At 71.5% G+C, this 23,840-nt stretch carries 17 protein-coding genes; 9 read left to right on the forward strand and 8 right to left on the reverse strand.

From position 1 onward, the window contains the following. Window positions 1–2 precede the first annotated feature (2 nt). Window positions 3–434: a hypothetical protein gene (locus ACFVHO_RS00470; RefSeq protein WP_385707973.1), complete on the reverse strand. Its 432-nt coding sequence runs from the start codon at window positions 432–434 to the stop codon at window positions 3–5. A 359-nt stretch (window positions 435–793) separates the two neighbouring features. Here ACFVHO_RS00470 and ACFVHO_RS00475 point away from each other — a divergent pair, with 359 nt between their 5' ends. The 5 genes from ACFVHO_RS00475 to ACFVHO_RS00495 are packed head-to-tail and all read left to right on the forward strand — an operon-like array spanning window position 794 to window position 8,505. Continuing rightward, complete coding sequence (locus ACFVHO_RS00475) at window positions 794–4,456, forward strand: nitrate reductase subunit alpha (protein WP_385707976.1); 3,663 nt, start codon at window positions 794–796, stop codon at window positions 4,454–4,456. Then, complete coding sequence (gene narH / locus ACFVHO_RS00480; RefSeq protein ID WP_385707978.1) at window positions 4,456–6,063, forward strand: nitrate reductase subunit beta; 1,608 nt, start codon at window positions 4,456–4,458, stop codon at window positions 6,061–6,063. Before ACFVHO_RS00475 ends, narH begins: the two co-directional genes overlap by 1 nt. Beyond that, window positions 6,060–6,686, forward strand: coding sequence for a nitrate reductase molybdenum cofactor assembly chaperone (gene narJ / locus ACFVHO_RS00485; protein WP_385707981.1), 627 nt, complete (start codon window positions 6,060–6,062; stop codon window positions 6,684–6,686). Before narH ends, narJ begins: the two co-directional genes overlap by 4 nt. After that, complete coding sequence (gene narI, locus ACFVHO_RS00490) at window positions 6,683–7,507, forward strand: respiratory nitrate reductase subunit gamma (protein ID WP_385707984.1); 825 nt, start codon at window positions 6,683–6,685, stop codon at window positions 7,505–7,507. Before narJ ends, narI begins: the two co-directional genes overlap by 4 nt. Further along, window positions 7,507–8,505, forward strand: coding sequence for a tellurite resistance/C4-dicarboxylate transporter family protein (locus tag ACFVHO_RS00495; RefSeq protein ID WP_385707987.1), 999 nt, complete (start codon window positions 7,507–7,509; stop codon window positions 8,503–8,505). Before narI ends, ACFVHO_RS00495 begins: the two co-directional genes overlap by 1 nt. 85 nt (window positions 8,506–8,590) lie before the next feature. Here the strand turns inward: ACFVHO_RS00495 and ACFVHO_RS00500 are convergent, their stop codons facing one another. Further along, window positions 8,591–9,007, reverse strand: coding sequence for an MmpS family transport accessory protein (locus ACFVHO_RS00500; protein WP_385707990.1), 417 nt, complete (start codon window positions 9,005–9,007; stop codon window positions 8,591–8,593). A gap of 169 nt (window positions 9,008–9,176) precedes the next feature. Between ACFVHO_RS00500 and ACFVHO_RS00505 the strand changes: the two genes are divergently transcribed. Both ACFVHO_RS00505 and ACFVHO_RS00510 read left to right on the forward strand, forming a co-directional pair. Continuing rightward, entirely contained in the window at window positions 9,177–10,418 is a 1,242-nt protein-coding gene (locus tag ACFVHO_RS00505) for a winged helix DNA-binding domain-containing protein (RefSeq protein WP_385707993.1), read from the forward strand. 220 nt (window positions 10,419–10,638) lie between these two features. Continuing rightward, window positions 10,639–11,970, forward strand: coding sequence for a lanthionine synthetase LanC family protein (locus ACFVHO_RS00510; RefSeq protein ID WP_385707996.1), 1,332 nt, complete (start codon window positions 10,639–10,641; stop codon window positions 11,968–11,970). Between the two features lie 93 nt (window positions 11,971–12,063). Here the strand turns inward: ACFVHO_RS00510 and ACFVHO_RS00515 are convergent, their stop codons facing one another. The 5 genes from ACFVHO_RS00515 to ACFVHO_RS00535 form a co-directional block, all read right to left on the reverse strand. Further along, entirely contained in the window at window positions 12,064–12,792 is a 729-nt protein-coding gene (locus tag ACFVHO_RS00515; protein ID WP_385707999.1) for a hypothetical protein, read from the reverse strand. Next, the gene (locus ACFVHO_RS00520) at window positions 12,702–13,091 is read right to left on the reverse strand and encodes a hypothetical protein (RefSeq protein WP_385708002.1); all 390 of its coding nucleotides are present in this window, start codon (window positions 13,089–13,091) and stop codon (window positions 12,702–12,704) included. The genes ACFVHO_RS00515 and ACFVHO_RS00520 overlap by 91 nt, the downstream gene beginning before the upstream one ends. Beyond that, window positions 13,088–13,723, reverse strand: coding sequence for a DUF4277 domain-containing protein (locus ACFVHO_RS00525; RefSeq protein WP_385708600.1), 636 nt, complete (start codon window positions 13,721–13,723; stop codon window positions 13,088–13,090). The genes ACFVHO_RS00520 and ACFVHO_RS00525 overlap by 4 nt, the downstream gene beginning before the upstream one ends. A gap of 115 nt (window positions 13,724–13,838) precedes the next feature. Then, window positions 13,839–19,502, reverse strand: coding sequence for a WD40 repeat domain-containing protein (locus tag ACFVHO_RS00530; RefSeq protein WP_385708004.1), 5,664 nt, complete (start codon window positions 19,500–19,502; stop codon window positions 13,839–13,841). 179 nt (window positions 19,503–19,681) lie between these two features. Beyond that, complete coding sequence (locus ACFVHO_RS00535; RefSeq protein WP_385708007.1) at window positions 19,682–20,962, reverse strand: lipase family protein; 1,281 nt, start codon at window positions 20,960–20,962, stop codon at window positions 19,682–19,684. Between the two features lie 136 nt (window positions 20,963–21,098). On the opposite strand from ACFVHO_RS00535, the gene ACFVHO_RS00540 reads away from it, so the two are divergent. Next, entirely contained in the window at window positions 21,099–21,914 is an 816-nt protein-coding gene (locus ACFVHO_RS00540) for a phosphotransferase enzyme family protein (RefSeq protein WP_385708010.1), read from the forward strand. 266 nt (window positions 21,915–22,180) lie between these two features. Next, the gene (locus ACFVHO_RS00545) at window positions 22,181–22,588 is read left to right on the forward strand and encodes a RidA family protein (RefSeq protein WP_385708013.1); all 408 of its coding nucleotides are present in this window, start codon (window positions 22,181–22,183) and stop codon (window positions 22,586–22,588) included. Window positions 22,589–22,656: 68 nt separating this feature from the next. Here ACFVHO_RS00545 and ACFVHO_RS00550 read toward each other — a convergent pair whose 3' ends face one another. Beyond that, window positions 22,657–23,757: a hypothetical protein gene (locus ACFVHO_RS00550; RefSeq protein WP_385708016.1), complete on the reverse strand. Its 1,101-nt coding sequence runs from the start codon at window positions 23,755–23,757 to the stop codon at window positions 22,657–22,659. Window positions 23,758–23,840 lie beyond the last annotated feature (83 nt).

Raw genomic sequence — 23,840 nt, forward strand, 5'->3', positions numbered from 1 at the left:
GGCTAGTCGCCGGTGTGCCGACGGAGGTACGCCTCGACGAGCTCACGGCGCTCGGCGGCCGTCGCCCGCTCCAGCTCGATCGTGTCGCCGTCGATCGTCACCGAGACCCGATGCCGCGCGTCGGACCGGCCCAGCCAGTCACGCACGGTCTCGACGAGCGCGGTGAACACTCCGCCGGACGCACTCAACGCGACCACGATGGCCCCGACGGTCACCGCGTCGGTGCCCTTCGCCCCGTCGGGCGCCGGACCGGCGGCAACCGCACGGACCGATTCGACGTCCAATTCGGTGATCTCGGACCGGAGTTGCCGTGCCGCGCGTTCCCCCGCCTCCGCGTCCAGCTCCGGGTCGGACGCGACCGACACCAGCACGTGCACCACACCGTCCACCCGTCGGTCCGTACGACCGACCCCCGCCGCAGCGTCGTCACGCATAGATCCCCCGATGATGCGTTTGAGGCGTCCCCGCGAGTCCTCCCTCACAGTGTGACGCCCTCCGGCCACGCACCGCAGCAGGTTGTGCCTAGTTGCCGGACGCGGCGGGGAGCCCAGTCATCGCCGACCGCACTTGCGGGGGTTGTCGCACCAGCGGCCCATGCCGCTTCGTCCCCTTTTTGACTTTCCCTGTATCAACCATCGCAAAGAGCACGGAAAATAACGTCTAGGTACATCCAACTGGCCAAAAACAGGTCTACACCACGCACCGGAAGAGAGGATTCTGGCCCCCGTTCGTCGAGAGGTGCGCGCCGGTGACGACCACTCCGGCACGCCGATCTCCGAGGGGAGTCTGTGGCGTGGGACGTGGCAGGGCGAAGGCGGAGCGGATCGCCTCGGATGCGGCCGAACGATTATTCGCCGCCGGGCAGTTGTTGCGGCGGACGCCGACCACGCCCGAGGGACGGGCGGTCTTCCGTACGGATCAGCAGGTCAACGACCAGCCGTACCGGGAGCGTTGGGCGCACGACAAGGTGGTGCGCTCCACGCACGGCGTGAACTGCACGGGGTCGTGCTCGTGGCAGGTGTACGTCAAGGACGGACTGATCACCTGGGAGACCCAGGCGACCGACTATCCCTCGACCGGTCCTGACCGCCCGGACTACGAACCGCGGGGGTGCCCGCGCGGGGCGTCCTTCTCCTGGTACACGTACTCGCCGACCCGGGTCCGCTACCCACTCGCACGCGGTGTCCTCGTGGAGATGTTCCGGGACGCAAAGGCCCGGCACGGCGGTGATCCGGTGGCGGCGTGGGCGGAGGTCACCGGCGATCCGGACCAACGCCGCCGGTACCAGTCGGCCCGCGGCAAGGGCGGCCTGGTGCGGGTCGGCTGGGCGGAGGCACTGGAGATCGCGGCGGCCGCGCATGTGCACACGCTCCAGGAGCACGGGCCCGACCGGATCGCGGGCTTCTCCCCAATCCCGGCGATGTCGATGGCCTCCCACGCGGTCGGCGCCCGGTTCCACGCGCTGATCGGCGCGCCGATGCTGTCGTTCTACGACTGGTACGCGGACCTGCCGATCGCCTCGCCGCAGGTCTTCGGCGACCAGACCGACGTACCGGAGTCCGGGGACTGGTGGGACGCCGCGTACCTGATGCTGTGGGGCTCCAACGTCCCGGTGACACGGACCCCGGACGCCCACTGGATGGCCGAGGCGCGCTATCGCGGCCAGAAGGTGGTCGTGGTGTCGCCCGACTACGCCGACGCGACGAAGTTCGCCGACGAGTGGCTGCATCCCCATCCCGGGACCGACGGCGCCCTTGCGATGGCGATGGGTCACGTGATCCTGCGCGAGTGCTTCGTCGACCGGCAGGTGCCGTACTTCACCGACTACGTCAAACAGTTCACCGACCTGCCCTTCCTCGTGTCCCTGGACGAGCGGGCGGAGCACTCCCATACACCCGGTGCGTTCGTCACCGCCAAGGATCTGGGCCTGGCCGGGGAAGCCGATGCGCAGGCCCGGCGCTGGATGCCGGTGCTCCTCGACCGGGCCAGCGGGCTGCCGACCGTGCCCAACGGCACGTTGGGAGATCGCTGGCGCAAGGCGAGCGAGGGCCGCTGGAACCTCGACCTCGGCGACATCGAACCGCTGCTCAGCCTGTACGGCCGCCCGGGCGTGACGAAGGCCGCGGTGACACTGCCCCGCTTCGACGAGGACGGCGCGACGATCCGGTGCGCGGTGCCGGTGCTGCGGGTCGGCGGACGCCTGGTGACGACGGTGTTCGACCTGATGCTCGCCCAGTACGGGGTGCGGCGCGAGGGCCTCGACGAGCAGGGGCCGACGGCGTACGACGACGCGTCCACGCCGTGCACCCCGGCCTGGCAGGAGGCGGTCACGTCGGTGCCCGCGCAGGCCGTGGTGCGGGCGGCGCGGGAGTTCGCGCGGACCGCGGAGCAGACCCGGGGCCGCTGCATGATCGTGATGGGGGCCGGGACGAACCACTGGTTCCACTCGGACACCATCTACCGCTCGTTCCTGTCGCTGCTGCTGCTGACCGGCTGTCAGGGCGTCAACGGCGGTGGCTGGGCGCACTACGTGGGGCAGGAGAAGGTGCGTCCGTACGCCGGGTGGCAGCAGCTGGCCACGGCGTCGGACTGGGGGCGGCCCTCGCGGCAGATGGCGGGGACGCCGTACTGGTACCTGCACACCGGGCAGTGGCGGTACGAGAAGTTCACCGCGGACGCCCTGGTCTCCCCCACCGGGCCGGGCGCCCTCGCGGGTCTGCACACCGCGGATCTGCTGGCCCGCTCCGCCCGGCAGGGCTGGATGCCGTCGTATCCGACATTCTCCGCCAACCCGCTGGACCTGGGGCGGCGCGTGCACGAGGCCGACGCGGACCCGGCGGCGTGGCTGGCCGCCGAGTGCGAGGCGGGGCGGCTCTCGTACGCCTGTGAGGATCCCGACGATCCGGCCAACTGGCCGCGGGTCCTCACCGTGTGGCGGGCGAATCTGATCGGCTCGTCGGCCAAGGGCAACGAGTTCTTCCTGCGCCATCTCCTCGGCGCGTCCGACAACGCGAACGCGGAGGAGGCGCCGCCGGAGAGCAGGCCACGGGACGTGACCTGGCGGAAGGAGGAGCCGCGCGGCAAGCTCGACCTGCTGCTCGCTCTCGACTTCCGCATGACGTCCACCACGCTGCACGCCGATCTGGTGCTGCCCGCGGCGACCTGGTACGAGAAGCACGACCTGTCCAGCACGGACATGCACCCCTATGTGCACGCCTTCTCCCCCGCGATCAGCCCGCCGTGGCAGGCCCGCACCGACTTCGAGATCTTCCACGGCCTCGCCACCGAGGTGAGCCGCCTCGCCGCGGGCCGCCTGGACGTGGCGCACGACCTGGTGGCGACGGCGCTGCAGCACGACACCCCGGGCGAGGCTCCGCCCGAGGGCCCCACGCACCCTCAGTTCACGCTCGTGGAGCGGGACTACACCGCCATCGGCGACAAGATCGCCGCGCTCGGGCCGCTGGCCGGTGAGCAGGGCATGGCGGTCAAGGGCGTGACGGTGCATCCACTGCCGGAGAGCGCCTGGCTGGCCGCCCGGTGCGGCATCGCCGGACACGGGCCGGCGCGGGGCCGGCCGCTGCTCGACACGGACGTCAAGCTGTGCGAGGCGATCCTCGCGCTTTCGGGCACCACCAACGGCCGGCTTGCCGCCGAGGGGTTCGAGCGGCTCGCCGAGCGCTGCGGCGCCGACACCGGGTTGGCGGAACTGGGCGCGTCGGTGGTGGAGCGGCGAGTGGAGTTCTCCGACACACAGGCGCGTCCGGTGCAGGTCGGGGCGAGCTTCGAATGGTCGGGCAAGGAGGGCCCGGACCGCCGCTACGCCCCGTTCACGATCAACACCGAGCACCTGAAGCCCTGGCACACCCTGACCGGCCGCCAGCACTTCTACCTCGACCACCCGTGGATCGCCGAGTACGGCGAGCAACTTCCCGTCTACCGCCCGCCGTTGGACCTGGCCGCGCTCGGCGAGCAGCCCGTGGCCGACGGCGACGGCGGGCGCTCGATGACGGTGCGCTATCTGACGCCGCACTCGAAGTGGTCCATCCACTCCGAGTACCAGGAGAACCTGCTCATGCAGACGCTGGCCCGGGGCGGCCCGGTCATCTGGATCAGTGTGGCCGACGCGGAGGCGATCGGCGTGGCGGACAACGACTGGATCGAGGCACACAACGCCAACGGTGTCGTCGTGGCGCGGGCCGTGGTCTCGCACCGGATGCCGACCGGCACGGTGTTCATGTACCACGTGCAGGAGCGCCTGGTGAACGTGCCGAAGTCGGAGGCGACCGGGCGGCGCGGCGGGGTCCACAACGCCCTCACCCGGCTGCTCATCAAGCCGACGCATCTGATCGGCGGATACGCCCAGTTGTCGTTCGCACCCAACTACTACGGGCCCACAGGCAATCAGCGCGACGCGGTCACGGTGATCCGACGGCGCTCCCAGGAGGTGACGTACTGATGCGCGTCATGGCGCAGGTCGCGATGGTCATGAACCTCGACAAGTGCATCGGCTGCCACACCTGTTCGGTCACCTGCAAGCAGACCTGGACCAACCGTCCTGGCACCGAGTACGTGTGGTTCAACAACGTGGAGACCCGCCCCGGCCAGGGCTATCCGCGCACCTACGAGGACCAGGACAAGTGGAAGGGCGGCTGGCACCTCAAGCACGGCCGGCTGGTGCCGCGCAGCGGCGGCCGGGCCCGCCGCCTCGCCCGCCTCTTCGCCAACCCGGAACTGCCCTCGCTCGACGACTACTACGAGCCGTGGACGTACGACTACGAGAACCTGATCAGCGCCCCGCTCGGCGACGACGTCCCCACCGCGCCGCCGCGCTCCCTGATCGACGGCGCCCCGACGTCCGTGACCTGGGGGCCGAACTGGGACGACGACTTGGGCGGCGGGCCCGAGCACCTCGCGGGCGACCCGGTGTTGCGGAAGATGAACGAACAGGTGCGCCTGGAGTACGAGCAGGCGTTCATGTTCTATCTGCCGCGGATCTGCGAGCACTGCCTCAATCCGTCGTGCGTGGCGGTGTGTCCGTCCGGCGCCCTGTACAAGCGGGTGGAGGACGGCATCGTCCTCGTCGATCAGGACCGCTGCCGCGGCTGGCGGATGTGCGTGACCGGCTGCCCGTACAAGAAGGTCTACTTCAACCACCAGACGGGCAAGGCGGAGAAGTGCACGTTCTGCTATCCGCGGATCGAGGGCGGGCAGCCGACGGTCTGTTCCGAGACGTGTGTGGGGCGCCTCCGCTACCTCGGTGTCGTCCTGTACGACGCGGACCAAGTCGGCGAGGCCGCCGCCACCGAGAACGAACAGGACCTGTACGAGGCCCAGTTGGGCTGCTTCCTCGACCCGGAGGATCCGGCGGTGGCGGCGGCCGCGGAGGAGGCGGGCATCCCGCACGACTGGATCACCGCCGCCCGCCGCTCCCCCGTGCACGCCCTGATCAGCCGCTACAAGGTCGCGCTGCCACTGCATCCCGAATACCGCACCATGCCGATGGTCTGGTACATCCCGCCGCTCTCGCCCGTCGTCGACTCCCTCACCGCCACCGGTCACGACGGCGAGGACCCGGCGAAGCTGTTCGCCGCCATCGACTCGCTGCGCATCCCGCTGGCGTATCTGGCGGAGCTGTTCACCGCGGGCGACCCGGCCCCCGTGGAGGCCGCGCTGTGCCGCCTCGCGGCGATGCGCTCCCACATGCGCCGCGTCAACCTCGGCGAGGAGCAGGACCCGGCCATCGCCCGCTCCGTCGGCATGGACAGCGCGGGCATCGAGGGCATGTACCGGCTGCTCGCCCTGGCCAAGTACGACGAGCGCTACGTCATCCCCACCAGCTACACGGCCGCCTCCCCGGCCGACGAACTCGACGCCGGGTGCAGCCTGGACGTCCACGGCGGCCCCGGGATGTACGCCCCGGACACCTTCCACGCCCCGCCCGCCGCCGAGCAGGAACCGGAGCACGCCGGGGCGTCGCTGCGCGGCCGGGTCAATCTCCTGAACTGGAACGGCAAGGGGCGGCCCGACGGGCTCTTCCCGAGCGGTGACGGCGGCGCGAGGTGAGCCGCCCCGTCGTCCACCAGGCCGCTTCGCTGCTCCTTCGCTACCCCGACGACGACTGGCCCGGGCGGCTGAACGCGGTGCGGGCGGCGCTGGAGCCGGTGCCCGGCGCCGAGGTGGGCCTGCTGCTGCGGTTCTGCGACGAGGTCAGCGGGACGGCGCCGCTGGATCTGGCCGCCCGGTACGTCGTCACGTTCGACCGCAGCCGCCGACGGTGTCTGTATCTGACGTACTACACCGACGGGGACACCCGCAGGCGGGGCGCGTCGTTGGCGCGGCTCAAGGCGCTCTACCGGCAGCACGGGTGGCGTCCGCCCGAGGACGAGCTGCCCGATTTCCTGCCGCTGATGCTGGAGTTCGCCGCCCGCACGCCGGACCTGAAGGCGGCGCCGCTCGTCGAGCACCGGCCCGCCCTGGAACTGCTGCGCCTCGCCCTGACCTCGTACCGCAGCCCGTACGCCGACGTCGTCGACGCGGTCTGCCGCACCCTGCCCGGCCCCTCCCCGGCGACCCGCGAGGCGGCCCTGCGTCTGGCCCGCACCGGCCCGCCCGCAGAGACCGTCGGCCTCCTGCCGTATCCCGCACGCGCTCCCGACGCCCGGCACGCGGAGGAGACTTCCCGGTGAACCACCTGCGCATCGCCCTGTGGAGCGTCCTGCCCTACCTCGTGCTCGCCGTCCTCGTCACCGGCACCGCCTGGCGCTACCGCTACGACCGCTTCGGCTTCACGACCCGCTCCAGTCAGCTGCACGAGAGCCGGCTGCTGCGCGTCGGCGGCCCGCTGTTCCACTTCGGCCTGCTGTTCGTGGTCGCCGGGCACGTCATCGGCCTGTTGGTGCCGGAGTCGTTCACCGAGCGCGTGCACGTCCACGAGTGGCTGTACCACGCGAACGCGCTGCTCGTCGGCGGCACGGCGGGCCTCGCGACGCTCGCCGGTCTGGTGATCTTGCTGTACCGCCGTCTGCGCGTGCCCGCCGTCCGGGCGGCGACCAGCCGCAGCGACCGCGCCGTCTACCCCGTCCTGCTGTGTGTGCTCCTGGCGGGCCTCACCGCCACGGCCACCACGATGAAGCCGCACCCGTACGACTACCGGCGGGGTGTCTCGGTGTGGTTCCGCTCGCTGTTCACGCTCGATCCCGACGTGTCGGCCATGGCGCACGCGCCGCTCGCCTACCGGGTGCACGCGCTGCTCGCGATGGCCCTGTTCGCCTCGTGGCCGTTCAGCCGCCTGGTCCACGCCTTCGCCGCGCCGGTCGGCTACCTCGTCCGCCCCTACGTCGTGTACCGGTCGCGGGGCGGGCGCCGTGTGCCCGCGCCCGGCCGTTCCGGTCCGGGCGGGCGGTGGCGCGCGCCGGTCGCCGCTCGGTCCGGCCCACGTTCCGGCCCGCGTTCCGACTCGCGGGGCAAGGCGCCCCGGTCGGAGCGGGACACGCTCACCCGGCGCTGATGCGGCGCGCGCTGGCCGACCGGTGCCGGGGGCTCGCGCCCGCGTGTTTCGCGCCGGTCATGGCCACGGGCATCGTCTCCCGGGCGCTGGCGCAGACGGGTGCACGGGCGTTGTCCCTCGTCCTGTTCGGCATAGCGACGGCCCTGTATGTCGTGCTGCTGTGCGCCACCGCGCTCAAGGCCCGGTACCACCGCGCTGTCGTCCGGGCCGAACTCGGCGACCCCACGCGGCTGTTCGGGCACTTCACCCTGGTCGCGGCGAGCGGTGTCCTTGCCGCGCGCCTCGATTCGGGGCCCGCCCGGGTCGCGGGGTGCGCCCTCCTGGTCGTCGCGGCGGTCGTGTGGGCCGTGCTCGCCCACGCGATCGCACGGCTCCGCGGCTTCGGCTCACGCACCATCCTGCGCCAGGCCGACGGCACCTGGTTCCTGGCGGCGGTCGGCCTGCAGGCCCTCGTCCTGACGCTCGTCGGCCTGCGCCCGGGCCGACCCGTCGTCACGCTCGCTCTCGGGCTGTGGGTCTGCGGGGTGGTGCTGTACGCGGTCACGCTGGCGGCCGTCGTGAGGCGTCTGCGGTACGACCCGCCGCCGCCCGCCCGCCTGGCACCCAGCTACTGGGTGACCATGGGCGCCGCCGCCATCAGCACCCTCGCCGGTGCCCGGCTCCTCGCCCACGACGGTCTCCTGCCCGCCCCGGTCCGCGCCCCTCTGGGCGGCACGGTCGTCGCCTTGTGGACGTGGGCCACCTTCCTGATCCCGCTCCTGCTGGCCACGGGCGTCTGGCGGCATCTGCACCACCGCGTCCCGCTGGCCTACGAACCCACGCTGTGGTGCATCGTCTTCCCTCTCGGGATGTACGCCACCGCGACCGCGCAGTTGGCGGCGGCGCAGCGCGTCGGCGCCCTTTCGCTCCCTCAGCGGCCCTTGGCGTGGGCGGCGATGGCGGCGTGGCTCGCGGTCGGGGCGCGGTGGGCCACGGGGCGAGCTTCGGCCAGGACCTGAGCGGTGCCCGGGTCCTGGCCCGCCTCCCGCGCGCGGCGCAGGAGGTCTCGTACCGGCTTCGTCGCTTCGCGCCGGGGCGGGAAAGCTACTTGCCCATCGGCGAGACGGCGATGCAGCCCGCCACGACGTTCTCGCCGGAGGCCTCCTTGATGACCTTGCCCTTGTAGATCACCTTGCAGGTGAGGTCGGAGCCGGTCGGGTCCGTCGAGATCGGGACGACGGTGGGCGGCATGATGCCGCGCAGCGTCACCGTCTTCTTCCACGGCAGCTGCGCCTTGCTGACCTTCTCCAGCTTCGGGTTGGACGCGGAACCCTCGCCGGCGGCGAACTCGATCTCGTCGACGCTCTTGCCGGAGACCTCGTAGGTCACCTCGTACTTCTCGTTGACGGCCTTGTCCACGGCGTCGACGGCCTTCTTCTCGGCCTCCGAGCAGGCCCCGAGCGTGAGCGCGAGACCGGCGGCGGCGAGGGTGCACACGGCGGTGCGAATGCGTCTGTTCATGGCGGCAGACAACAGTAAAGAGGACGCAAAGTCAATCTGCGCCTCCGCCATAACCCCAGTTCAGAGCGGGACGGAGGACTTCCGTTCCGATCCGACCCGGAGGACCCGCCTCCCGGCGCGGCCCCGTCTAGGACAGGATCTGACCTCTTTAGCTTCTACGGTGACGCCCATGGAAATCGACATCGACACCACCGCGGTCCCCCAGCTGTCGTGGCGGCAGGTATGGGACCGGCGCATGGCGCGACACGGACTCACCGGCACGGCCGCGCCCGCCCCGGCGCCCTCCCGGGTCGCCGACATCGTGGCCGCCATGTGCGGCGCGCACGCCCAGGTGATGTCCGCCGCCGAGCTGTCGATCGGCGCGCGCCTCGGCGGCGGCACCCGCGCGGATGTCCGGGCGGCGCTCGGCGGGGCGGACGGCCTGGTCAAGACGTTCGGGCCGCGGGGCACCGTGCACCTCCTCGCGGCGCGCGACCTGCCGATGTGGACCGGGGCACTGTCCGCCCTGCCGTCCGGCCCGAACGGACTGCCGCAGGCGGCGCGTCTGACGGACCAGCAGACCGAGGAGGTCGTCGAGGCCATCGCCGTGGCTCTTGCCGACGCCGACGACGACGGGCTGACCGCCGAGGAGTTGGGCGACGCGGTCGTCGCGGCCACCGGGCCGTGGGCGGGCGACCTGGTGATGCCCGCGTTCCAGGGGATGTGGCCGCGCTGGCGCCAGGCGCTGCACCTGGCGGCCCACCGGGGCGCGCTGTGCTTCGGCCCCGACCGGGGCCGCAAGGCCACCTACCTCTCCCCGCAGCGACGGCTGCCCGGATTCCGTCCCGAGCCCGCCGACGAGGCCGTGCACGCACTGGTCGCGCGCTACCTGTACGCCTACGGTCCGGCGACGCCCCGGCAGTTCGCCCAGTGGCTGGGGGCACCTCCCGCGTGGGCTACCGCCCTGTTCGACACCCTGGCCGCCGCGGGCAGCCTGCGCCCGGTCGACGTCGAGGGCAGCACCGGCTGGCTCAACGCCTCCGACGACCCGCAGCCGCAGCCGCAGCCGCAGCCGCACGAGAAGACTCCCACCGCCGCGCGGACGCTGCGGCTCCTGCCCTACTTCGACGCGTACGTGGTGGGATGTCACCCGCGCGACCGGCTCTTCCCCGGCCCGGCCGCCGCACGCGCCCTGTCCCGCACCGGCCAAGCGGGCAACTACCCCGTCCTCCTCATCGACGGGACGGTCGCCGGGGTCTGGCACCTGCGGCGCTCCGGACGCAAGGCTGACCTGACCGTCGAGCCCCTCGCCCCGCTGAGCGCGGCACGGCGGCGCGCGCTCGACGAGGAGGCGGCACGGATCGGCGCGTTCCTGGACACCACGGCGCTGCGGCTGACCGTCGGCACGGTCACGGTGGGCCCGCACGCCTAGCCCCGTACTTCGCGGGTCGTTGATTCGTTTGGTGCGACCGGTTCGGTGGTGTCCTGGGCCGGTGGTGTGGCGTTGGATCGGGTGTGTCGATGACTTCCCGGTCTCCGCGGCCACGGGCTCAGCGTCAGCGTCATGACCGGCCCTCCGCGACCGCCGGAACTGACGGAGCGGCAACACCGCACCGCACGGGCCGGTGATCCGGCGGTTGTAGCGTGGCCTGGTGAGAAGCGACGTATATCGGGATGTGGGTGAGGCCGCGTGGTCGTGGGTGCTGGACCACGTGCGCGAGGACGAGGGCCCGTGGCTGGTGCAGGCCGTGGTGGAGAGCGGTCCTGAGGCCACGTCACCTGCCCAGGACCGCGACTCGCTGTACGCGGGGATCGCCGGCCTGGCCCCGGTGCTGGCCGAGATCGCGCAGTACCGGGAGCTGGACGTGCGGGAAACGGCGCTGACGACCGGCATGGTGACCAGACTGTCGGGACAGGCCGGGCAGCGAACGGAACCCTCGCTGTACGACGGCCTCGCGGGCGACGCGACGGCGCTCAGACTGCTTGCCCCGGGCGAGGAAGTGGTGGCGCTGCGGCGGCTGGCCGCCCTGGCGACCGGCGACGGATGGAAGACCACGCTCGACTTCGAGCCGGGCTCCGACGCGCCCCTCACCGACGTCGTCATGGGCACCGCGGGCGTGGTGATGACGGCGGTCTGGGCGAAGAGTGAGTTCACAGACGCGATCGCGACGACGGGAGGCGAGGCCCTGCTGCGGGCGGCGGACCGCACGGAGGCGGGCCTCGACTGGGGTATGAAACCGGGGGCGGCGTCGAGGGCGCCGAACTACTCGCACGGAACCGCTGGGGTCGCGGCCTCTTTGGCGGTCGCGGGCGCCGCCCTGGACCGCGAGGACTTCGTCGAGGCAGCGGTCGCGGGCGCCCGGCACGTCCTCTCGGTGGGGTCGTTGAAGGATGCGGGCTTCGTCGTCCCGCACACGATCCCGCCGTCGCGCCGGGAGGTGGAACCGGTGACGTACACGTGGTGCCACGGCCCGGCGGGCACCTCGCACCTGTTCACCGCGCTGGCGCACGCAGGGGTCACCGAGGTGGCTGGCCACGACGTCGACGAACTGCGGCACCGCTGTATGACCTCGATCCTCACCTCGGGTGTGCCGGAACGCCTCCGTCCCGGCTTCTGGGACAACGACGGCCGCTGCTGTGGAACGGCGGGCGTCGGAGACGTCCTGCTGGACGCGGCCCAGGACTGCCGGGCGCCGGAGAGGAGACAGACCCTGCTGCGGGCCGCGCACAGGATGGGTGACGCGTTGGTCGACCGGGTCATCAGGGATGACGCGGGCGCCCGTTGGCGCTTTCTGGAACACCGCGAGGACCCGCCGCTGCTGCCGCCCGGCACGACGTGGATGCAGGGCGCGGCAGGCATCGCGGCCTACCTTCTGCGCCTCGCCCGGTACGGCGAGACCGGCCCCGACGCCCCGGTCGTCGACCGCCCGGACCAGTGGTGGGCCGTGCCGGCACACCTGCGCATTACAGGTACGGGTGCATAAGCGACCAGTCCCATTCGAGACAAGTAATGCATAACGATCTCGGCCTTGTGTGAGGCGTGGTCCCCTCTAGCCCCGGACTTCGCGGTCACCGTTTCAGGTCTGCGGCCAGCGGGTCTGTCCGATGTCGGTGTCGAGCAGGTCGAGGAGGTGGAGTTGGACGCCGCGGGTGATCTGGACGGTGGGCGGGTCGGTGATGTTGCCGATCTGCAGGGTGAGTTCGCCGAGGTGGTAGAAGATCATGCGGCCGGTGGGGCGGACGCGGCGGTTGTCGGGGTAGAGACCGCTCATGGTCTGCTCGGGGCCGAGCGCCCGTCTGACCTGGCGTTCGATCAGACAGAAGACCAGCAGGGCCAGGCAGATGACCTGGATGAGGGCTGCGACGCGCCGGTTGTGCTGGACGAAGACCGGCGCAATCGCGAGCGGGCCCTTGAAGTCGTGGTATCTGCGTTCGACCGTGCCCTGGCCCTTGTAGTGGATCAGGGCCTGCCCGGCATCTGCCTGGTCGGCGGGGACGGACGTCAGCAGTGCGTACCAGCCGTCGACAGCAGATTCGGCCTTCAGCACGCTGGTGTCGAAGTGCCAGGCCAGGACCGGGGTGCCGTCGTCGTTGTCGGTGACGGTCCAGCGCAGACAGGAGGTGACGCGGCGCTTGGCGGCGATGACACCGATCCGGGCGACGATCTTCTCCCGGGTCCTGTAGTGGCGTCCGCCGGCCGCAGCAGTGAGCTTGTTCAGATCCTCGGTGGCTTTGGCCAGGCGTTTGTTCCGGGCGGCTTGCCGGCCGGCGGCGTTGGCGGTGGAGTGGACCAGGATCCGCCGCACGGTGAGCGGCGGATCGCTCTTGCGGGGCCCGTCAGGGTGTGGGCGTCCTCCAGCACGCGGTAGGTCTCGCGCAGCTCGGCGGGCTTGCCCGCCTCCCGGTCCGGGGTCCAGTCCACGACAGCGGCCTGCGCGAGGCCGAGGGCGGCATAGACCTCGTCCTTGACCTGCGCGGCCGGGGCCGGGGCGATGAACCGCACCCCGGCCGCGAGCAGGGCACGGATGTTGGAGTAGGACACCAGCTTGGAGTCGGCGACCATCAGGAAGTCGCGCTCACCGGCCATGGCCCGCAGGTCCTTCATCGCGCCGACGACCTGGCTGACCTCGGCCGCACCACCGCCGAAGACCCGGGCGTGGAGCGGGATGCCGCCGTCGGCCGACACCGCAAGCCCGGCCTGGACCTGCTTGAGATCAAAGCGCCGGTCCTTGGGATGCCCGTGGCCGTGACGGGGAAGTCCTCGTCCTGGCCCTCAGCCGGGAAGGCTCCGTGCACGGACATGCTGGTCATGTCCCAGTGCATCCGGGCCACGTCGATCCCGAACTCACCGATCGCCCGCGCCCCGACCGTGCCCGCGATGTGCTCCAGGTGCGGAGCGATCGCGTCCAGTGCCCGGGCCAGACGATCATCGTTGAGCAGACCGGACTCGATCCCGAAGACCTCCTCCACCGCCCAGCACCTGGCCCAGTCCTCCACCCGCACCAGCGGCGCCGGCGAGGTCAGCCGGTTGGCCACCAACGCCTCGACCACCTGTCCGTGCGTCACCAGCGCACTCGCACCACCAGGACATACCTCGTCGACAATCCCAGCGACATCCAGCTGGCGCAGAAACTCGGCAGCGACAGGCAGAGCGCCCAGACGCTTCTCCACCACGGACGTCACCGCCACTTCAAGACGCTGACGCTGAGCCCGTGGCCGCGGAGACCGGGAAGTCATCGACACACCCGATCCAACGCCACACCACCGGCCCAGGACACCACCGAACCGGTCACACCAAACGAATCAACGACCTGCGAAGTACGGGCCTAGCCGGCGTCCGGGCCACCGGGTGTCACGTCGACTGGGGCCAGGGCAGGTCGGGCAGTGCGTCCTCGGTGCGGGCGAGCACGATCTGGTCGAACAGGGCGCCGTCGCCGTTGCTGCGCAGGGCGAGCTGGTCGACCACCTTCACCGCTCCGGCGGTGAACTTCCACAGGTCCAGGCGCACGACCTCCCAGTCGGCGGGGACACGGCCCCCGAACCGCTTCTCGACCATGGACGTCTGCGGTGGCCAGCGCGAGTCGCCGATGGACGCCGAGAAGACGGGCGCGGACTTCGCGGGCCCCAGCCGGACGCTGATCCCCGTGGTGCGGTCGCTGAGGGCCTTCCAGGCGAACTGGAGGTAGCGGTATTCGCCCGGGGCGCCCGGGTTCTCCACGATCCTGAAGTCCCAGTCGTGCATGGCGTGCCCGAAGGGCACCCTCGACGTGGGGTAGCGCTCCACGGGCTTCTTCAGCCGCAGGCACCTGGTCCCCACGGCCGCGCCCCCGATCTGGATGTCGGCCGCCGTGCTGTCCTCGACGATGTCGCGCACGTCGTCCTCCCGGTCGTCGAAGAGGACGGCGAGCGCGTTCCCCGCCAGCACGTCCCGGTGGGAGTTGCCCACCACGGTGCCGTGGAAGACGAGTTCACCGAGCCGGATGTTCCCCACGGGCCAGATGCCGCCGCCGGTGGTGCGGAGCCGGAAGCGGGAGGAGGACAGGGGCGCGAAGGTGTGGGTATGCACGGCGCCCGCGTCGGAGAGGAGCTTCGGGCCGTCCTTCCAGAGTCCGGCCTTGGTGTCCCACCACTGCAGTTGGACGTCGCGGAGCCACGACACGGGGTGGGCCGGGTCCTCGGCGAAGGTCACTCCGGTCAGCTGGACCTGCGTGCGGAAGGTGTCGACGGTGAACAGGAGCTCCTGCCCGTCCTGGATGCGGACGGCGCCGATGACCGACCAGGGCACCCACGGGTTGGCCGGGGCGTCGGGGCGGCCGTCGGTGAGCAGTGCGACCGCGTTCTGCTTGCCGAGGTCGACGTACCGGGTCGGGCTGACGAGGCGCACGTCCAGGAGGGCGGACGTGGTCTTGATCAGGTTGGGGGTCAGGTCCTTGGTCGCGGTCGTGTTGCCCCAGCCCGCACGGCGGACCACCGGGACGGGGTCGGGGGTGAGGAGCTCGGGGCGGATGTCGGTCTCGGACGGGGTCAGCCGGGTCCGCCAGCGTTCGCCGAGGTCGGTGGTGTAGCGGATCGCGGTGCCCGTCCAGGTCGCGACGAGGAGGCCGCCGTCGGGCAGCCAGGCCGGGACCGGGAGCGCCTTGAGGTCCTTGGTGGTGAGCCGGGTGCCGTCGCGCCGCAGGACGGCGAGGGTGCCGAGTTCGCTACCGACGGCGACGCGGGTGCCGTCCGGTGAGACGCGGGGGCGGCGCAGCAGGTCGTCCCCGGTGTACGTCCACAGCAGTCCGCGCTGGGAGTCGAAGGCCTTGAGCTGGTTGCGGAAGGTGACCGCGAGGAACGAGCCGTCGGCGCTGACGGAGACCTCACTGGCGGCGGTGGGAAGCGTGGCGACGAGGGCGCCGCCGCGGATCACGTACACGCGGCCGCCGTCGGCGTCCGACCAGATCACCGCGGTGCGCCGGTCGCCGCTGACGACGCCGCCGCCGAAGCTTCCCTCGGCGGTGGGGATCGACCACAGGGTAGAGCCGTCCGCGGCGGCGACTCCGGTGATCGTGTTCGCGGCGAAGGTGATGAGGGTGTCGTCGTCGAGGGCGAGGAGCCGCAGCGGGGTCCGCTCGCCTGTCTTCCACCACTCGTGCGCCCACCTCTCGCGCGTCCCGCCCTCCTGGTTGTCCCACAGCGCGAGGCCCAGGTCGCCGGAGGTGGCGACCCAGGAACCGCCGGGCGCGGTCGCGAAGTTGTTCAGGCCGTAGTCGTGGCCCCACTCGCCCTTGGTCCAGTCGGTGGCCTTCTTGGCGAGGCCGAACAGGGCGAAGCGGCGCCGGGGCGAGCCGTCGGTGTTCAGCAGGTACAGGTGGTAGCCCTCGGGGCTGTGCACGTCGAAGCCCTGTGCGGCGAAGCCGGTGCCGGGGGCGCTGGGGGTGTAGGCGAAGTGGTGGCCGAGGCGGCGGCGCCAGCGTGTGGTGCCGGTGGCGAGGTCGAGGCCGTAGAGGTTCTGGTCCCAGTTGAAGGCGGTGAGCGCGGCGGTGCGGCCGTCGGCGGCCACCGCGATGTCGCGCACGTGCGGCCCGAAGGCGTACTCGGCCGGGGGCGGCAGCGGGTCGTGCGTCTGCGGGACGACGGCGTAGAGCCGGGCGGGAACGGTGCGCAGGTCCGCGGTGAACTCCCCGCCGACGAGGCTCACCTGCTCCCCGGTGAGCACGTCGACGACCTGGTGCCGCGCGGGCAGCGCCACCTTCAGCCTCGCCGTCACGGGCACGCGGTGGCCGCACCGCAGGCCCACGCGCCAGACCAGGCCCGGCTCCCAGTCGAGGAGTGTGTTGTTGACCGCCCAGATGTACGTGGTGCTCCCGGTCTTGCGCTCGCTGAGCAGCACCTCGGGGTTGTCGCACTCGGCGACCGGGGCGACGACGTCCTTGAGGGCGGTGGTGACCTTGGCGGCCTGGTCGAGGAAGACCTGGCGGAGGCGGCGGTAGGAGTCGTCGTCGCTCTGGGGCGTCTCGTCGCTCTCGACGCGGGTGAAGGCGGTGCCGAGGGAGCGGTAGGCGTCCTTGTGGCGCTGGACGCAGCTGTCGTCGGCGTAGACGGGCACGGCGCCCGGCCCTTGGCTCACTTCGGCCAGCGCCGTGGCGAGGCGCGGGTCCAGGTCGGTGCGCTGGCCGATGAGCAGGACGGCGTCGTAGCCGCGCAGGACGTCGGCGCTGACGTCCTCGGTGAAGACGAAGGTGGCCGGGCGGTGGGCGTACAGGCAGGCGGTGTACGCCTCGTAGAGCCGCATGAAGTACTTGCTGCTGAGGCCCTGCGAGGTCTCCAGGCGCTGCATGCGGGTGGAGACGACGATCGCGACGCGGTCGGCGTTGCGGGCGGCCGCGGTCGTGGGGCCGAGGCGGGTGCTCAGGTCGAACGCGGCGCGCAGCATCGAGGTGCGGCCCGCGCCGCCGGAGCGGGGGTCGCCGGGCCTGCCGCCGCTGCCCGCGTCGCGGTCGTCGAGGGCGGTGATGCCCTCCAGGTGGTAGGCGCCCTGGTCGCCGGTCATGCCGGTGCCGTTGGCGCCCCGCATCACCTGTTGCAGCAGGGTCGGCAGGATCATGCCGCCGGTGCCGTCGTCGTTGAACAGTTCCGGGTGGCCCCAGGCCGGTTTGCCGGGGCGTCGGTAGTAGTCGACCATGTGGGCGGTGGAGCCGAGGAGTTGGAGCTGCTCGCCCTGGTAGTGCAGGTCGACCTCGTCGGCGGACGCGAACAGGACCGGGGGCAGGGTCTGTGGTGCCCGGTAGGGGGCGGTCATCGCGCTGACCTTGCCGGGGAAGTGCTCGTTCAGGACGCCGCGGAACCGGACCCCGTCGGCGGGCTTGAGCGCGATCGAGCGGTCGGTGACGGTGTCGAGGATCGGCGCCCAGCCGCCGGGCTCCTCGACGTGTTGCAGGGCGTCGGTGTACTTCTTGCGCTGGTCCTCGTTCTCCGCGGCGGCCGCGCCGAGGGCGGGCACCCACCAGTTCGCGCCCCAGGTCCAGCCCCGGAACGCCGTGTAGGTGTGCAGGCTGTCGGTGACGCTCCGCAGGTCGCTCTCCAGCGCCGGATACTTGCGTTCCTCGTGGTTCCCAGGCCAGGTCAGCGGCAGATAGGTGTCGTTGGCGTAGAGGACCGCCTGTTCCTCCATGCCGCGGGCGCCGTATCCGGCGATGGTGCGGCGGGCCGGGTCCTCGAACATCGCCTTGTCCCAGTGCACGGCGATCTTCGACAGCTTCAGCCGGCCGACGATGGCGGCGTCGGCGGCGCCGTCCTTGAACGACTTGGGCCACACGAGGCCGAGCCGGTCGACGAAGAGGTTGAGCCCGAGCTTCTCGGCCCTCGCGACGTGGTCCTGGACGGTGTCCGGGAGGTCCGCGAAGGCCGGCAGGCGCTGCGTCGACGGGTCCCTGACGACGTCCCGGGGGTCGGAGGGGATGCTCGCGTGGTTGTTGGCGTAGATGTCGCTGTACCAGGTGATGTGGAAGTCCGGCCGCCGCACCAGTCCGGGTCCGAGGTCGAGGTGTTGCGGGGCGACGGTGAAGCCGGGCAGTTGCTCGGCGTCGATGACGTAGCGCCCGGGCTCCAGCGTGCCGGTGTACTGGGCGCTGAGTTCCATGCGGCCCCTGCCGTCCGTCAGGGTGACGTTCTCGGCGTGGACCTCCGCCCCGTCCCGCAGCACCCGCACGCGCGCGGTGCCCGGCAGGGGCGTGCCGTCGGCGACGCGGGCCACGACGCGCACGGTGATGGGTTCGCCCCGGCCGTACGAGAAGCGGTTCAGGGCGGTGAACGTCTCGGCGCCGCCCTCACCGATGACGACGCGGCAGGTCATCAGGGACAGCGAGCCCTTGGTGCTGTCGGGTGTCCGGACCTCGACGATGCCGTCCACGACGTAGTCGCTGAGCCGTCCGGCGACGTCGGGCGACACCCGCAGGTGGTACAGGCCCCGCGCGTCGGCGGGTGGGGTGACCGCCCCGGCGGTGAGCGGGAGTTCGGTGAACTCCGGTACGCCCAGCGGCCGCAGCCACACCCGGAAGCGCGGGTCGTCGGACCACCGGCCCCGCTCGTGGGTGACCGTCAGCGGCATCTTCCGGCCTGCGGTCCACTGGTCCGCCTCGTACGACACGGCGAGCCGCTCGACGTCGGCCCCGACCTGGCGCACGAGGCCCCCGCTGAAGTCGTACACCTCGAACAGGTACTTGGGGTCGTTGCGCTTCACGTAGTAGAGCTTGTTGCGGACCCTGAGGTACTGGATCTTGTACGGGTCGTCGGGCAGGGCCAGGGTGACCGTGCGCTTGACCTGACCTTGCGCGTCGTAGACGGTGACCTGCCGCCGATCCGGCTCCTTCTCCAGGCCGGTGGAGACGTGGAGACAGCCTTCGTCGTCCACGTCATAGCCGCCGAAGGTGAAGCCAGCGGGCTTCGTCTTGATGGTCCGCACATACGACCCGTCGAGCTTCGAGACACAGATGAGCCCGGGCCCGGCCGTGGGCCATGCGGTGTAGATCAGCCCGAGGCCCTCGGCCACCCGCAACCCCACCGGGACCCTCTTGGAAGTGGCGTCCTGGTCGAGGCCTGTGAGGGTGATGCGCTCGCCCACGGTGCCGGGCTTCAGCCGGACCACCTGTCTGCGGTGCTGGTCGATGGCGTAGAACCAGCCGTTCGAAGTCGCCTCGACGGCCGAAGGTGCGTAGTAGCCGTCCGTGTCGTTTCCGGTGAAGTCGTCGATGCTGCCGAGGGAGTTGAAGTCCTTGTCCCAGAAGTCGATCCGGTGCGGGAAGTGGGCCTCGGCGGTCGCGATCACGCCGTCGGCGGTGGCCGTGATGGCAAGCGCCGCGTACCCAACCCGCCCGAACCGCTGTTGCGAGCCGTCCGACGCGAGCCGTAGCGCCTGCCCGTCCGTGCGACCGCCGAGCACCAGATAGACCTTGTCGTCCCGGCCGAGCCCCAGGTGCAGGGCCGGGACGACGAACGCCGGGTGGTGCCTCGACACGACGTGCTCGATGGTCCTCACGGTGACTCTCCCTCAGGAAGCCGTGCGCCGACCAGGCGCCGATGGCGATGCCATCGATCAGCTTCTCGTCATGAACACGAGGAGGGAAATCGCCACGACGAGCGAACGGGCAAACCTTTGTACGGATGCACGGCCGGACTCGCCGGTTCGTGACGGGCCGGGGTGTCGCGGGCAGCGGGTCAGCGGGTGGCGTTGAACTCTCGTGCCACCTGCGGCAGAACCTTCACGACCGTCGTGCTGTGGCTGTCGGCATCCTTGACCTCGCTGAGCTGGTGTGCGGCGCCGTTGGAGGCCAGTTGGCGCGCGCAGTGCTCGGAGTTCTTGAAGAGGACGTCCTCGTCGGCCTTGGAGTGGAAGAGGTGGACGGGGACTTGCGGACGCCAGTCACAGGTGGTGTCCAGGACCTTCAGGTTCCGCCGGAGTTCACCCGTGGGGTTGCGGATCTTGTCGAGGAAGTCCGCGGTGAACAGCTCCTTCGACGTCTTCGGCAGCGCGGCCCCGATCTCGGCCCCGGTGTGGTTCCCGTCGAAGAGCGACTCCACCGTCTTGTCGTACGGGGCGCGGAAGGCGTCCTTGGGCGTGGCGTAGAGGCCGTACATGCGGTTCCACGCGGTCGCGAAGTAGGCGAGGTAGAGCGAGGAACGCTCGATCCCGTCGTCCGCCGCGGCGGCCTCGAAACCGGTCAGGTCGAAGGGGCCCGCGATCGGCGCGAGAGCGCCCAGGCGGAAATACGGGTCGATGCCCTGTTGCAGGGCCCGGCCCAGCATCATCGTGGCGGGCCCGCCCTGCGAGAACCCACTGATGAGAACGCGCCGGTCGAGGTCGCGGCCGTCGCGCCGGACGAAGGAGCGCGCCGCCCGCAGCCCGTCCTGCGGCGCGGTGACCGTCGCCTTGGGATGCCCGTAGGGGTGGGATCCGGGGCCCTCCCCCAGGCCGAGGTAGTCCGGGGCGGACACCGCGAGCCCGGTCGAGGCGAACAGCAGCGCCGAATCCCGGTCCGTCGACTCGTCGTTGACCGAGGCCACCTCGCCCCGGAACACCTCGGTGCCGTGCAACCAGGACACGACACGCAGTTCACGGTCGCCGTTCCTGGGCACCGCGACCAGTTCGCTGGCCGTGGTGGGACGGCCTTGGGTGTCGACCGTGCGGTACACGATCCGGTACGCGCGGACCCCGTAGCGCACCTGCCCCGGCTTCGCCTCGATGCCGGCCTTCTTGATGCGGGCCGCGACTTCCTCGGCGTCCAGATCCACCACGGGAGTCACGGAGACCACCGAGCCGCGCGCGGCGGCTTGCTGGGGGTGGGTGGCCTGGGGGGTCGGTGCGGAGGCGCGCTGATCGGTGGGTGCGGAGGCGTCCTTGCTGTCCGCGTACCCGGTGCCCGCAAGCACGGTCGTGGCGCACACCAGGGCGAGCACGCCGGACGTCGAAATTCTTCCGCTTAAACGTGTGAAGGTCATGACTGGACTCTGCCGTCCCCAGGGCACCGGGCACATTGGGGTGATCCACCGCATCGACGAGGGGGTTTGCCCTTGCAAGGAGAGGGGGTACTCCGGTGCGGCGTACGGGGGTTGACCCTACGGTAGCGTGATCAACATGACGGCTGAGGGCGAGATGGCAGAGGGCGAAGCCCTGGTCGGCGGCATGGCGAACGCGGGCGCGGTCTTCCGCCACGGTGCCGTGGTGGAGCGCCCGGCACCGCGCACCGCACGCGCACTTCATGCCCATCTGGTCGCACTCGCAGAGCACGGGTTCGACGCGGCTCCGAGGCCGGTCCGGCTCACCGCGGACGGACGAGAACAGCTGACCTTCATCCCCGGCGACGTCGCTCTACCGCCGTATCCGCGCTGGGTCATGACCGAGTCCGCGTTGCGATCGGTGGGGAGCCTGCTGCGGCGTCTGCACGATGCCGGCGCAGCCATCGCGGTCGACGCGGGCGCCGAGTGGCCCCGGTCCCTGTCCGACCCGGAGGGAGGGACGATGCTGTGCCACAACGATGTGTGCCCCGACAACGTCGTCTTCCGCGACGGCCGTGCCGTGGCCCTGATCGACTTCGACCTGGCGGCCCCCGGCCGGGCGGTGTGGGACGTCGCCATGACCGCCCGCTACTGGGTTCCCATGCTCGATCCCGCGACCGCGGCGGCTCACTATCCCGCAGGGCCGGATGCCCCGACGCGACTGCGGATCCTCGCCGACAGCTACGGCCTCTCCGTACAGGAGCGGGCCGAACTGCCCGACGTCATCGAAGAGGCCACCGCGTCCTGCCGGGCCTTCGTCGCCGACCGAGTGGCCACCGGTGACCCCGTCTACACCCGGGCTCTGTCCGAGCGCGGTGGCTGGCAGCGTTGGGACCGCATCCAAGAGTGGCTGACGGCGCACCACGATGTGTTCACGGCTGCCCTGACCGACTGACGGCTCGGAGGCCGAAGAACAAGCTGAGCGCCTGCTCTCCCTCATCCATCCCGAGATCCACGCGCTCCCTCGGAGCGCTCTTGGCCACGGATTCAGGCTCTGAGCTGCTGGGTCACCTTCAGGTTCCCCAGTCACCGAAAAGTGCGTTCTTCCAGGTCAGCGCGGACTCTCTTAGCGTTCCCGAGTAACCAAAGGAAACCGAGAGTGCTCTGGTCCGGGCGGCTGTGTGCGGCCTCGCGGGTGCTCATGGCAAGGAGGCGGACAGCATGGCCATCACCCTGGTCAACCCCAGTGGATTGCCCGAGATCGACGCGTACCGGCAGGTGTCGATCGCGACCGGGTCCAAGCTCGTGTTCATCGCCGGGCAGGTCTCCTGGGACGTCGGCGGAGTCACCGTCGGCGCGGACGACCTCGCCGCGCAGGTCGAACAGTGCTACCTCAACGTCGCCACCGCCCTTGCCGAGGTCGGTGCTTCCTTTGCCGACGTGGCGAAGCTGACCGTGTACGTCGTCGACTGGAGCCCCGAGAAGATGCCGCAGCTCCTGGAGGGGATCTCCCGGGCGGCCGCGAAGCTGGGGAGCACGCCCGTGCCGCCGGCCACGCTGTTGGGCGTCGCGGCACTGGACGTGCCCGATCATCTGGTCGAGCTCGAAGCCACCGCGGTGATCGACTGAGTCCCGCTCGGGCCAGCCCCGCGCAGGCCGGTCCGGCTCGGGGTGAGCCCGGCTCAAGTGAGCCCGGCTCAGGCTTCGAAGCGTTCCGTGTACGCCTCGGTCGGCGGGGCCGGGACGGGCCTCGTCATCCCCGCCGACCAGTAGCCCGTGGTGCCGGGGATGGGGACGACGTCGTTGAGGTACGGCGCCGAGGCCGGTCCCGCGGGGCCGCGCACCACGGTCCAGGTGTCGCCGTCCCTGCGCAGGTAGGTGGTGCGGCTCTGGTCCTGGTAGTTCCAGCCCGATATCCACGCCGCGCGGCCCTGCGCGTCGGCGGCGATGCCGGACAACGCGCCGACGGTGAAGCCCGGTTGTACGCGGGTCCAGGCCGTGCCGTCCCAGTGGCTCAGGGCCGGGTTGCCGGGGCGTCCGGGCGGGCCGCCGACGCCCGCGTCGGTGCCCACCGCCCAGACGTCGTCCGGGGCGGCCGGGTGCACATCGCTGACGCTGAGCCGGGCGCCCGTGACCGGGGGCAGGACCGTCCACGCCCCGTCCCAGCGGGCGACGAGCCCTGCCCAGCCGCCGCCGGACGCCTGGTCACCGCTCACCCACACCTCGCCCGAGGCGGCGAGGACGACCCGGTACAGGTTCGCGCTCGCGACCGGCAGCGGGTCCAGCCACCGCCACTGCTGCCCGTCCCCGTGCAGCAGGCGGGCCGCGCCGCCCCGGGTGCCGCAGATCCACACCTGCCGGTCGGCGCCGACCGCGACGCCCTCCAGGCGGACGCCCGACTCGCCCTGCCCCGGGAACGCGGCCGTGCGCCAGGTGGTCCCGTCCCACCGCAGCAGCGGGCTCGCCGTCCCCGTGGGCATGCCGACACTCCACGCCGAGGTCGCGCACGTACCGGAGACGTCGCTCAACCGGCTGTGCTCCAGGTGCGACAGGTCGGTCTTCGTCCAGGCGCTGCCGTTCCACAGCATGGCGAGGGCACGGCCGCGCGAGGGTCCTGCCAGGTTCTCCTCGCCCACGGCCCACCCCAGTCCGGCACCGGCGGCGGCGATGCGGCGCAGTTGGGCGGCCGGGGTGCTGCCTGGTGCCGGTACGGGCTGCCAGCCTGGCGCGCGGGCGGCCGACGTGGCAGCCCGGACCGGGTCCACGCCGAGCACGATCCCCGAGAGCGCCCCGGTCATCCCTGCCACAAAACGCCTACGTCTCACGGTTGAACCCCTCCCCGAGTCCTTCCACGCGCACAGGAGGGACCACCGTCGGCGAG

This window comes from Streptomyces sp. NPDC127108 (genome assembly GCF_042677545.1).
In the GTDB taxonomy this organism is placed as follows: Bacteria; Actinomycetota; Actinomycetes; order Streptomycetales; family Streptomycetaceae; genus Streptomyces.